This is a genomic window from Amycolatopsis sp. NPDC004772 (assembly GCF_053601215.1).
Window position 1 is genome coordinate 1 of sequence record NZ_JBSGBK010000025.1, and the last position, 11,530, is coordinate 11,530.

General features: G+C 72.2%; 10 protein-coding genes. 4 read left to right on the top strand and 6 right to left on the bottom strand.

From position 1 onward, the window contains the following. From ACWEF6_RS17300 to ACWEF6_RS17310, 3 genes are all read left to right on the top strand, one after another. Positions 1-983, top strand: a 983-nt coding sequence (locus ACWEF6_RS17300) for a class I SAM-dependent RNA methyltransferase (protein WP_449683849.1), incomplete at its 5' end; no start/stop codon positions are given. Between the two features lie 33 nt (positions 984-1,016). Then, on the top strand, positions 1,017-1,355 hold the full coding sequence (locus ACWEF6_RS17305) for a maleylpyruvate isomerase N-terminal domain-containing protein (RefSeq protein WP_449683850.1): 339 nt from the start codon (positions 1,017-1,019) through the stop codon (positions 1,353-1,355). Next, positions 1,346-1,585: a hypothetical protein gene (locus ACWEF6_RS17310; protein ID WP_449683851.1), complete on the top strand. Its 240-nt coding sequence runs from the start codon at positions 1,346-1,348 to the stop codon at positions 1,583-1,585. The genes ACWEF6_RS17305 and ACWEF6_RS17310 overlap by 10 nt, the downstream gene beginning before the upstream one ends. A 384-nt stretch (positions 1,586-1,969) precedes the next feature. On the opposite strand, the gene ACWEF6_RS17315 is transcribed toward ACWEF6_RS17310, so the two are convergent. Both ACWEF6_RS17315 and ACWEF6_RS17320 read right to left on the bottom strand, forming a co-directional pair. Next, positions 1,970-2,401, bottom strand: coding sequence for a hypothetical protein (locus ACWEF6_RS17315; RefSeq protein ID WP_449683852.1), 432 nt, complete (start codon positions 2,399-2,401; stop codon positions 1,970-1,972). A 44-nt stretch (positions 2,402-2,445) separates the two neighbouring features. Then, entirely contained in the window at positions 2,446-3,915 is a 1,470-nt protein-coding gene (locus tag ACWEF6_RS17320) for an aldehyde dehydrogenase family protein (protein ID WP_449683853.1), read from the bottom strand. Positions 3,916-4,090: 175 nt separating this feature from the next. On the opposite strand from ACWEF6_RS17320, the gene dxs reads away from it, so the two are divergent. Continuing rightward, positions 4,091-5,998 (top strand): 1-deoxy-D-xylulose-5-phosphate synthase, encoded by a 1,908-nt coding sequence (dxs, locus tag ACWEF6_RS17325; RefSeq protein ID WP_449683854.1) that lies wholly within the window; start codon positions 4,091-4,093, stop codon positions 5,996-5,998. Positions 5,999-6,071: 73 nt separating this feature from the next. Here the strand turns inward: dxs and ACWEF6_RS17330 are convergent, their stop codons facing one another. The 4 genes from ACWEF6_RS17330 to ACWEF6_RS17345 are packed head-to-tail and all read right to left on the bottom strand — an operon-like array spanning position 6,072 to position 11,449. Beyond that, on the bottom strand, positions 6,072-7,430 hold the full coding sequence (locus ACWEF6_RS17330) for an aminobutyraldehyde dehydrogenase (RefSeq protein ID WP_449683855.1): 1,359 nt from the start codon (positions 7,428-7,430) through the stop codon (positions 6,072-6,074). After that, positions 7,427-9,070: a thiamine pyrophosphate-binding protein gene (locus ACWEF6_RS17335; protein WP_449683856.1), complete on the bottom strand. Its 1,644-nt coding sequence runs from the start codon at positions 9,068-9,070 to the stop codon at positions 7,427-7,429. Before ACWEF6_RS17335 ends, ACWEF6_RS17330 begins: the two co-directional genes overlap by 4 nt. Next, positions 9,067-10,011 carry an agmatinase gene (gene speB, locus ACWEF6_RS17340; protein ID WP_449683857.1) on the bottom strand — a complete coding sequence of 315 codons (945 nt, stop codon included), beginning with the start codon at positions 10,009-10,011 and terminating at the stop codon, positions 9,067-9,069. Before speB ends, ACWEF6_RS17335 begins: the two co-directional genes overlap by 4 nt. Further along, the gene (locus ACWEF6_RS17345) at positions 10,004-11,449 is read right to left on the bottom strand and encodes a sodium:solute symporter (protein WP_449683858.1); all 1,446 of its coding nucleotides are present in this window, start codon (positions 11,447-11,449) and stop codon (positions 10,004-10,006) included. The genes speB and ACWEF6_RS17345 overlap by 8 nt, the downstream gene beginning before the upstream one ends. Positions 11,450-11,530: the final 81 nt, after the last annotated feature.

Sequence of the window (11,530 nt, forward strand, 5' to 3'; positions counted from 1 at the left end):
GGGTGCCGCCGCCGTGCCCGCTGGCCGTGCCGGGCGGCTGCGGCGGGTGCGACTGGCAGCACGCTGCGCCGGACCACCAGCGCTCGCTCAAGGCCTCGGTGGTGGCGGAACAGCTGCAGCGGCTGGCCGGGATCGAGCGCGACGTCGTCGTGGAGGCCCTCGACGGCGGGCCGCTGGACTGGCGCAGCCGCGTCCGCCTGGTCGCCGGCCGCGACGGGCGGGCCGGGCTGCGCGCCCACCACAGCCACCGGGTGGTGGCCCTGGACGACTGCCCGATCGCGGTCCCCGGCGAGCTCGACGACGTCCTGGCGCGGCGCTGGCGGCCCGGCAGCGAGCTGGAGGTCACGACCGACGGCGACGGCGATCTGCACGTGCGGGAGCTGTCGACGGTCCGCGGGAAGGTGCGGGCGCGGCAGCTGACCGGCGGCGTCGCGGTCCAGCACGCGGCGGGCCGCGACTGGCGCCTCGACGCGCACGGTTTCTGGCAGGTCCACCCGGCGGCGGCGTCGACGCTGGCCGCGGTGGTGGGGGAGTGGGCGGAGGCGCCGTCCGGCGGCACGGCCTGGGACCTCTACGCGGGGGTCGGGCTGTTCGCGTCGGTGCTGGCCTCGCAGGTCGGTGCGGCGGGCCGGGTGCTGGCGGTCGAGTCCGGCCGGCGCGCGGTGGCCGACGGCGAACGCAACCTCGCGGACCTGCCGCAGGTTTCGTGGCGCGCCGGGCGGGTGGAGCACGTGCTGGCGTCGGCGGCCAAACCGGTCGACGTCGTGGTGCTGGACCCGCCGCGCAAGGGAGCGGGCAAGGCGGTCGTGGAGTCGATCGTGGCGGGCGCCCCGGACCGGATCGTGTACGTGGCCTGCGACCCGGCGGCGCTGGCGCGCGATGTGGCGACCTTCGCGGGCCACGGGTACTCGCTGACGGACCTGCGGGCGTTCGACGCGTTCCCGATGACCCACCACGTCGAGTGCGTGGCGCTGCTGTCCTGAGTTTTTGTCGGTGGTGGTCGGCACACTGTGGCCATGACCGTTCTCGACGAGTTCGACCTCGCAGCTTCGACGGTGACCGCCCTGGTCACCGCGGTCCGTGCCGACCAGTGGGCGCTCCCGACGGCGTGCGCGGAGTGGGACGTGCGCGCGGTGGTGAACCACTTGGCGCACGGCAACGCGAAAGTGGCGTTCTGGGCCGGCACGGGCCCACCGGCACCGGACGGCGATTACCTGGGTGCTTCGCCGGGTTCCGCGTTCGCGGATTCGGTGGCTTCGGCGCGGGCTGTGCTGGCCGAGCCCGGGCTGTTTTCCCGGCAGGTGACCACGCCGCTCGGTGAGGTGTCGGGGGAGTTTTGGTGCACATGCGGGTGAACGAGTACCTGGCCCACGGCTGGGACATCGCGGACGCGACGGGCCGGCCGACGGACTTGGCGCCCGAGCTGGCATCGCGGGCGCTGGAGCAGTGGCGGTCGCGGTTCGGAGCGGCACCTCGGCAGCCGGGCGGGCCGTTCGGGCCGGAGGTCCAGGCGCCTCCGGACGCGACGGCGGCCGACCGGCTGGCGGCGTTCCTCGGGCGGAAGGCGGTGAACGGCTGGAGCTGAGCCTGGGAGGAGGCTGACGGCGGCGGTCCGGTTGGTGGGTCGCGCTGACCCCCGCGGGCCGGCGGCGGTCTGCACGGCGGGTGCCGGGTCTCGCTGACGCCTGCGGGTGGGCGGCGGCGGTGCGCCGGGCGGCGAGCGTTGCCGGGAACCTCTGGGAGGTCGGCCTGGTGCGCTGCTGGCGCGCAGGCTCGGTGCGCTGCGGGCGCAGGCGGCCCGGCGCTCCCCAAGCGCGCGTGGCCCGGCGGCCTGCGAGCGCGCGCGGGTGGCCCGGAGCTCTGCAACCGCGCGTGCCTCGGCGCGCGGCGGTCGCCCCGCAGGCCCGCGCGGCCCAGGCACCTGCGAGCCGCCGCGCGGGAAGCCAGCCGAGGCGGCCGTGCGACGACCTCAGCCCGCCCGGCGCACCGCAAACGCCGCCGCGAGCCCGGTCGCCGTCATCGCCACCCCCGATACCAGCAGCACCCACGCCCCCGCTCCCGGCACCACCCGGGCCGCCGGCTGGATGCGGGTCACTCCGGGCAGCGTTACCACCAGGTGCCTCAACACCACGCCCGTCACCACCAGCCCCGGCAGGCACGCCATGGCGAGGGGCTCGTCCTGGTGCCGTGCGAACGTCAAGTACGCCAGTGTCACCGCGATCAGCACCGCCGCCGCGCAGACCAGGCGCAAGCCCAGGTCCAGCTCCGGGTCCGGGGTTCCGGGCGGCAACATCCCCGGGTACTCGGCCGTCCGGAGGGTCAGCCCCGCCAGCACGCCCAGGCCCGCCGCCCCCACCAGCACGGCCCGCGGGCCTCGGAGACGCTTTCGCTGTTCGTCCACTCCGGCCTCCCCTGCGTCGCCGTCGACGCAGCATAAGGCCGGTTTCAGCCCGAGAACCAGCGTTGCGGTTCCGGCCTGAGGTTCTGGTAGATGTGCTTGACCTCGGTGTACTCGGCAAGTCCCGTCGGGCCCAGCTCGCGGCCGAATCCGGACTGCTTGTAGCCGCCCCACTCGGCCTGGGGGAGGTACGGGTGGAAGTCGTTGATCCACACCGTTCCGTGGCGCAGGCGGCCCGCGACCCGCTGGGCGCGGCCGGCGTCCTGGGTGAACACCGCGCCCGCCAGGCCGTAGTGCGTGTCGTTGGCGATGCGGACCGCGTCGTCCTCGTCGGTGAACGTCTCGACCGTCAGGACCGGGCCGAACGACTCGTCGACGACCGCCGACGAACCCTGTTTCACCTGGTCGAGGATGGTCGGCAAGTAGTAGAAGCCGTCGGCCAGCGCCGGGTCGTCCGGGCGGCGGCCGCCCGTGCGGAGCACCGCGCCCTCCGCCAAGGCCGCCGCCACGTACGCCTCGACCTTCGCGCGGTGGGCCGCCGAGATCAGCGGGCCGGTCTCCGCCTGCGCGTCGAACGGGCCGCCCAGGCGGATGCGCTCGGCCCGGCGCACCAGCTCGTCCACGAACTCGTCGTGCCACTCGCGCTGCACGATCAGCCGGGCGCCCGCCGAGCACACCTGGCCGGAATGGAGGAACACCGCCGTCAACGCGTAGTCGACCGCCGTCTCGAAGTCGGCGTCGGCGAATACCACGTTCGGGTTCTTCCCGCCCAGTTCCAGAGCGACCTTCTTGACCGTGCCCGCGGCCGCCGCGGCGATCACCTTGCCGGTCGCCAGGCCGCCGGTGAACGACACGAGGTCGACGTCCGGGTGCGACGCCAGCGGCGCGCCGGCCTCGGCGCCCGCGCCCAGCACCAGGTTGCCGGCGCCCGGCGGCAGGCCGGCCTCGGTGAGCAGCTTGAGGAACCGGATCGCGGTGTGCGGGGTCAGCTCGCTCGGCTTGAGCACGAACGTGTTGCCCGCGGCCAGCGCCGGTGCGATCTTCCACACGGTCTGCAGCAGCGGGTAGTTCCACGGCGTGATCAGCCCGCAGACGCCGACCGGCTCGTGCACGATCCGGCTGAACGCGTCCGGGTTGCCGGAGTCGACGACGCGCCCGGCGTCCTGCGCCGCGAGCTTGCCGAAGTAGCGCAGGCAGGCCGCGATGTCGGCCATGTCGTAACGGCTCTCGACCAGGCGCTTGCCGGTGTCGAGCGACTCGGCGCGGGCGAACGCCTCGGCGTCGCGGTCGAGCAGGTCCGCCGTGCGCAGCAGCAGGTCGCCGCGCAGGTGGGCGGGGGTGCCGGGCCACGGGCCGGTGTCGAACGCCCGGCGCGCCGCCGCGATGGCGGCCTCGGTGTCCTTGGCGGTGCCTTCGGCGACCGTCGCGACCAGGGAGCCGTCGGCCGGGCAGCGGATCTCCCGCCGGGCGCCGTCCACCGCGTCCACCCATTCGCCGCCGATGAAGAAATCCGCCATGCGAACCATTCTCGTGGCCACGCGGCGTGACCGCCACAGCGACGCGGCGAGACGAGGTTCACCCCACGTGCTGACCTGCGGTCGCGCTCCGGTTGTGACGCCGGACGCGGCCTGCGGCCCGGCTCTGGCGGGTCTCCGTAGACTGGCCGGAACCGAGCGAGTGAGGTGGAGACGAGTGACGATGCTGGAGTCCGTGAGCGGACCGGCGGACCTGAAGCGCATGAGTGTCGAGGACCTCGGCGAACTGTCCGCCGAGATCCGGGACTTCCTCGTCGACAAGGTCCGGCGGGCGGGCGGTCACCTGGGGCCGAACCTGGGTGTCGTCGAGCTGACCCTGGCGCTGCACCGCGTGTTCGACTCGCCGCGTGACGCGATCGTGTGGGACGTCGGTCACCAGGCGTACGTCCACAAGCTCGTCACCGGCCGGGCGGCCGGGTTCGACCTGCTGCGCCAGACCGGCGGCGTCACCGGTTACCCCTCGCGTGCGGAGAGTGAGCACGACTGGGTGGAGAGCAGCCACGCCTCGTCCGGACTGTCCTATGTAGACGGCCTGGCGAAGGCGTTCGAGCTGGCCGGCGGCGGGCGGCACGCGATCGCCGTCGTCGGCGACGGCGCGCTCACCGGCGGCATGTGCTGGGAGGCGCTCAACAACATCGCCGCGCACAAGGACCGCCCGGTCGTCATCGTGATCAACGACAACGGCCGGTCCTACTCGCCGACCATCGGCGGGCTGGCCGACCACCTCGCGGCGCTGCGCCTGCAGCCCGGCTACGAGCGGCTCCTCGACGGCGGCCGCGAAATCCTCAAGCACACGCCGGTGGTCGGGAAGCCGATCTACGCCGCGCTGCACGCCGCGAAGGCCGGCCTGAAGGATGCGCTGAGCCCGCAGGCGATGTTCTCCGACCTCGGCCTGAAGTACCTCGGGCCGGTCGACGGGCACGACCTCGTCGCGCTGGAGAAGGCGTTCCACAGTGCGCGGTCGTTCGGCGGGGCGGTGATCGTGCACGTGGTCACCGAAAAGGGGCACGGGTACGCGCCCGCGGTCAACAACCAGCACGACCAGATGCACCAGACCGATCCGATCGACCCGGAGACCGGGCTCCCGCCGGTCAAGGGGCCCAGCTGGACCGGGGTGTTCGGCTCCGAGCTGGCGGCGATCGGTGCCGAGCGCGAGGACGTCGTGGCGATCACCGCGGCGATGCTGCGCTCGACCGGGCTGGACAAGTTCGCCGAGGCGTTCCCAGACCGGTGGTACGACGTCGGGATCGCCGAGCAGCACGCGGTCACCTCGGCCGCCGGGTTGGCCATGGGTGGGTTGCACCCGGTTGTGGCGATCTACTCGACGTTCCTGAACCGGGCGTTCGACCAGGTGCTGATGGATGTCGCCCTGCATCGGCTGCCCGTGACGCTGGTGCTGGACCGGGCCGGGATCACCGGGCCCGATGGGCCTTCTCACCACGGTATGTGGGATCTGTCGTTGCTCGGGATGGTTCCCGGGATGCGGGTTGCCGCTCCGCGTGACCCGGCCACTCTGCGGGAGGAGCTGCGGGAGGCCATTGCTGTTTCCGACGGGCCTACCGCTCTTCGGTTCTCGAAGGGCAAGGTCGGTACCGATGTCGCCGCCGTCGAGCGGGTTGGCGGTGTCGACGTGCTGCGCCGGCCGGCCGAGGGTGCTGACGTTCTTCTTGTGACGGTCGGTGCCTTTGCGACTTTGGGGCTTGCGGCTGCCGATCGGCTGGCTGATCAGGGGATCGGGGTTACCGTTGTCGATCCTCGGTGGGTGCTTCCGGTTCCCGCTGAGTTGGTTGCCCTGGCTTCGCAGCACAAGCTTGTCGTCACTGTCGAGGACAGTGGTCGGCATGGTGGGTTCGGGTCGGCTCTTGCCGCGATGTTCCGGGATGCCGAGTGTGATGTTCCCCTGCGGGATCTGGCTGTTCCTCAGTCGTTCCATGACCACGGGAGCCGGGACGAGGTTCTGGCTAGGGTTGGGCTGACCGCTCAGGATGTTGCGCGGCGGGTTACCGAGTGGGCTTCCCGGCTTGGGTCTTCGTCGGAAGAGTCGGCCAAGGATGCTCATCGGTGAGGAGAAAGACGTTGCGAACGCGTTGATGCTCGACACCATGTGCCGTGCTGTTCGACGTCCGTGATCCTGTCGCTCACGCGAACCTCGTCATCACGTGCTTGACGCGGGTGTACTCGGTGAACGCGTACGCCGAGAGATCTTTGCCGTGGCCGGAATGCCCGAAGCCGCCGTGGGGCATCTCGGCGACCAGTGGCCCGTGCGTGTTGACCCACACACAACCGAAGTCCAGGTCGGCCGACACCCTGGCCGCGACGCCGAGGTCGCGGGTCCACACCGAGGACGCCAGGCCGTAGGGGACGCCGTTGGCCAGTTCGACGCCCTTGGCCTCGTCCGCGAAGGACTGGACCGTGATCACCGGGCCGAAGATCTCCTCCTGGACGATCTCGTCGTCCTGCCGCAGGCCCGAGATCACCGTGGGGGCGAAGAAGAACCCCCGGGAACCGAAGCGGGTGCCGCCGGTCTCGATGCGGGCGTGCGAGGGCAAGCGCGCGATCAGGCCTTCGACGCGGGAGAACTGCGCCGCGCTGTTCAGCGGCCCGTAGTCGACGCCCGGCGTCTGCGCCGCGGCGGCCTTGGCCAGCGCCGCGACGAAGTCGTCGTGGATCGACTCGTGGACCAGGACCCGGCTGCCCGCCGTGCAGTCCTGGCCCGCGTTGTAGAACGCCGCGCCCACGATGCCCTCCGCCGTCTCCGCGAGGTCGACGTCCGGGAACACCAGCAGCGGTGCGTTGCCGCCCAGCTCCAGGTGGGTGCGCTTGAGGTCGGCGGCCGCCACCGTGGCCACGTCGATGCCCGCCCGCGTCGAGCCGGTGATCGAGACGAGTGCGGTGAGCGGGTGCTTGACCAGCGCCCGGCCGGTGTCGCGGTCGCCGGTCAGCACGGTGAATGCCCCCGGAGGCAGGAACTCCGCCGCGATCTCGGCCAGCCGGACGGCCGTCGACGGGGTCGTCTCGGCCGGCTTGAGCACCACCGTGTTGCCCGCCGCCAGAGCCGGGGCGATCTTCCAGACCGCCATCATCAGCGGGTAGTTCCACGGGGCGATCTGGGCGCAGACGCCGACCGGCTCGCGGCGGATCACCGACGTGTGGCCCGGCGTGTACTCGCCGGCCGCGGTGCCCTCCAGGTGGCGGGCGGCTCCGGCGAAGAACCGCAGCGCGCTCACGCACTCCGGGATCTCCTCGTCGAGGACGACCGAGCGGATCTTGCCGGTCTCGCGCACCTCGAGGTCCGCGAACTCGGCCGCCCGGGCCTCCAGGGCGTCGGCGATCTTCAGCAACGCCAGCTGACGCTGCGCCGGGGTGCTGCGCCGCCAGGTCGCAAACGCTTGCGCGGCGGCCGTCAGTGCGTTGTCCACATCGGACTGCGAGGCGACGGGGCTGGTGCCGGACACCTCGCCGGTCGCCGGGTCGGTCAGCTCCAGGGTGCGGGTCATGCCTTCTCCAGGTGGGTCGGCGCGAACAGCTTCAGCAACGCGGGGAGGACGACGACGGACGGCCCGGGCGTGCGCAGTGCGTCGGCGAGGTCCGCGCCCACCGTGTCCAACGACGACAGCCGGGCCGGGACGCCGAACGAAGCGGCCAAGGCGACGAAGTCGGGCCGGGTCAGCTCGGTCGCCGTCGTCTGGCCGAAGGCGTCGGTGAGGTACTCGCGCAGGACGCCGTAGCCGCCGTCGTCGATGATCAGCCACGTCACGTCGAGGCCGTGCTGCACCGCCGTGGCCAGCTCGGCGACGCCGTACATCGCGCCGCCGTCACCCGAGACGGCGAGCGTGGGACGGCCGGCCGCCGCGCCGCCGAGCGCGCCCGGCAGGCCGTAGCCCAGGCCGCCCGCGCCCTGGGCCGTGTGGATCGGCGCGCCTTCGGGGTTCCACGCCGACCAGGCCCAGTACGCCGCGATCGTCATGTCCCAGAACGTCTGCGTGCCCTCGGGCAGCGCGGCGCGGACGTCGTCGATCAGCTTCCGCTCGACGGCCAGGTCCTGACCGTCCAACCGGGACTCGACGCGGGCGAGCAGCCCGGAGACCGCTTTCTCGGCCCGGCCGTCGGACGCCCGCATCGGCACCCACTCCAGCAGCGCCTGCAGCGTCAGCCGGACGTCGGCGTGCAGGCCCAGGCCCGGGTAGTTCGACTCCAGCTTCCCGAGGTCGGCCTCGACCTGGATCACCCGGCCGCGCGGGGCGAACTCGCGGTAGTTGCTGGACAGCTCGCCGAGACCCGAGCCGAGCACGAGCAGGACGTCGGCGTTCTCGAGGAACTCCGTGGTGTGCCAGTCCTCCAGCCACGACCGCCCGGACAGTTCGTGGTCCCAGCCGAACACGCCCTTGCCGCCGAACGTCGAGATCACCGGCGCGCGGAGGGCTTCGGCCAGGGCCAGCAGCTCGGCGTGCGCCCCCGACCGCAGTGCCCCGCCGCCGGCCAGGATCACCGGGTTCGTGGCCGCCGCGAGCAGGCCGGCCGCCTCGGTGACCAGCTCGGGCAGGGGTGCCAGGGGAACGGGCGCGGCCGACACCGACGTGATCGGCGGCAGCCCGGCCGGGCCGAGCAGCACGTCCTGCGGGATCTCGACCCACACCGGGCCGTAGGGCGCGGTCGCCGCCGACGTCCACGCCTCCCGCAGCGCCGACGGGAGCTGGCCCGCCCGCCGCACGACGTGCACCGACTTCACGACGTCCCGGAAACTCGCCTGCTGGTCGGGCAGTTCGTGCAGGTAGCCGTGCCGTCCGCCGCCGAGGCCGGCGACCGGGACCTGGCTCGAGATGCCGAGCACCGGCACCGACGCCGCGCGCGACTCCTGCAGCGAAGCCAGCGTCAGCAACGCACCCGGGCCGGTCGAGACGATCAGCGGCGTCACCGGCACCGGGCCGTCCGGGTCCGCCGCGAGCCGGGCGCGGGCGTGACCGTCGGCGGCGAAGGCGAGGTTGTTCTCGACGCGCCCGCTGATCACGCGCAGGTCGTCGGCCCGCCGCAGCGCCTCGAACAGGCCCAGCGCGTGCTGACCCGGCAGCCCGAACACCGTGTCGGCGCCCAGGGCCCGCAGCGTTTCGACGACGACGTCGCCGCCGATGCGGGTCATTCGCCCTTCCCCAGGGCCAGCAGGCTCACCAGGTCGTAGGCGACGTGGGAGGCCGCGATGGCGGTGATCTCCGCGTGGTCGTAGGCCGGGGCCAGCTCGACGACGTCCGCGCCGACCAGGTTGAGGTCGCGCAGCCCGCGCAGGATCTCCAGCAGCTCCCGGCTCGTCATGCCGCCCGCCTCGGGGGTGCCGGTGCCGGGCGCGTGGGCCGGGTCGAGGACGTCGATGTCGACCGAGACGTAGAGCGGGCGGTCGCCGATGCGCTGGCGCAGCGCATCGACCGTCTCGGCGACGCCCCGGCGCAGGACGTCGCCGGAGGTGACGATGCCGAAGCCCAGCCGGCGGTCTTCTTCGAGGTCGCGCTTGCCGTAGAGCGGCCCGCGGGTACCGACGTGCGACAGCGCGCTCGTGTCGAGGATGCCTTCCTCGGACGCCCTCCGGAACGGCGTGCCGTGGGTGTAGGGCTCGCCGAAGTAGGTGTCCCAGGTGTCGAGGTGGGCGTCGAAGTGCAGCAGCGCAACGGGTCCGTGCTTCTTGGCCGCCGCGCGCAGCAGCGGCAGGGCGATCGTGTGGTCGCCGCCGACCGTCACCAGCCGCGTCCCGTCCGCCTGCAGCGCTTCGGCTTCCTGCTGCAGCGTCTCGATCGCTTCGCCGATGTTGAACGGGTTGACCGCGATGTCACCGGCGTCGACGACCTGCTTCTCCTCGAACGGCGAGACGTCCAGCTCCGGGTGGTACGGCCGCAGCAGCCGGCTCGCCTCGCGGACGGCCGCCGGGCCGAACCGGGCGCCGGGCCGGTAGGACACGCCGGAGTCGAAGGGCACCCCGACGACGGCGACGTCGGCGCGTTCGACCTGGTCGATCCGCGGCAGCCGCGCGAAGGTCGCGAAGCCGGCGAACCGGGGGATGCGCGACGAGTCGAGGGGTCCGATGTTAGGCACTGGTGGGCTCCTGTTCCCGGTTCTCGATGGGGGTTTCCCGGCCGCTCAGGCGGTGGGTCCAGACGGAGAGGATGGTCTCGGAAGTGCGGGGCGTGGCGAAGCTGACCGCCAGGTAGACGACCAGGCTCGCGCCGAGGCCCCAGTAGATCGGGGTGTTGGCGTCGACGCCGTCGACGATCATGAAGGCGATGACCGAGATCGTGCCGGCCACCATCGACGCGTACGCGCCTTGCCGCGTGCCGCGTTTCCAGAACAGCGCGCCGACGATCGCGACGAGCAGGCCGCCGACCAGGATGTCGTAGGCGATGGTGAGCGCGTTGACGACGTCGTCGACGATCATCGCGATGCCGATCGCGAGGAGGCCGAGCAGGAGGGTGGCGAGCCGGTTGCGGCTGACTTCGCCGCCCTTCTTGAGGCCCAGCTTGGTGAGCAGGTCCGACGTCGTCGTGGTCGAACACGCGATCAGCGCGCCGCTCGCCGTCGACATCATCGCCGAGAGCGCAGCGGCCAGCACCAGGCCGCGGACGCCGGTGGGCAGCAGGCGTTCGACGATCGTCGCGAAGGCGTCCTGGGCGCTGGCGATGTCCGGGTACAGCGCGTGCGCGGCGGTGCCGATCAGGGCCCCGGCGAGGCCGTAGACCAGGCAGTAGACGCCGGAGGTGATGCCACCGGACGTCGCGATCGCCGGCGTGCGGGCGGTGAACACGCGCTGCCAGATGTCCTGGCCGATCAGCAAGCCGAAGGTGTAGATGACGAAGTAGGTGATGATCGTGTCGGTGCCGATCGAGGTGAAGCTGAAGAAGCTCGCGTCGAGCTTGGCGCTCATCCCGTCGAAGCCGCCCGCGGACGTGATCGCCACCGGCAGCAGGATGGCCAGGATGCCGATCGTCTTGATGACGAACTGGGCGATGTCGGTGAGCGTGATCGACCACATGCCGCCGAGCACCGAGTAGAGCACGACGATCGAGCCGCCGATCGCGATCCCGGCCCAGTTCGGCAGGTCGAACAGCACCTTGAAGATGGTCGCGAAGGCCAGTGTCGAGGTCACCGTGAGCATCAGGGTGTAGCCCCACATGACGACGCCGGACACCGCGCTGGTGCGGCCGCCGTAGCGCAGGTCGAGCATCTCGCCGACGGTGTAGACCTTCAGCCGCACCAGCCGCCGCGCGAACAGCGCGTGCAGCACCAGGATGCCGACGCCGATGCTGACCACCAGCCACATGCCGGAGATGCCGTAGGTGTAGCCGAGCTTCACCCCGCCGACGGTCGACGCGCCGCCGAGCACGACGGCCGACATCGTGCCGGAGTACATGAACCAGCCCAGCCGCCGTCCGGCGACCAGGTAGTCGGACTTCGTCTTCGCGAGCCGGAGGCCGTACCAGCCGACCCCGAGCATGCCCGCGATGTACAGCGCGATCACTGCGTAGTCGCCGGTCACGGTGTCCTCCTCACGTCGTTTCGGGTCACCGTAGGTTCGCCCGCACCCTCCCCGGCATGGGATGATTCATCCCCATGTCGA

Coding starts and splice junctions, on each gene's coding strand:
- ACWEF6_RS17305 (WP_449683850.1), top strand. CDS start 1,017: ATGACCGTTCTCGACGAGTTCGACCTCGCAGCTTCGACGGTGACCGCC.
- ACWEF6_RS17335 (WP_449683856.1), bottom strand. CDS start 9,070: ATGACCCGCATCGGCGGCGACGTCGTCGTCGAAACGCTGCGGGCCCTG.
- ACWEF6_RS17310 (WP_449683851.1), top strand. CDS start 1,346: ATGCGGGTGAACGAGTACCTGGCCCACGGCTGGGACATCGCGGACGCG.
- ACWEF6_RS17320 (WP_449683853.1), bottom strand. CDS start 3,915: ATGGCGGATTTCTTCATCGGCGGCGAATGGGTGGACGCGGTGGACGGC.
- ACWEF6_RS17330 (WP_449683855.1), bottom strand. CDS start 7,430: ATGACCCGCACCCTGGAGCTGACCGACCCGGCGACCGGCGAGGTGTCC.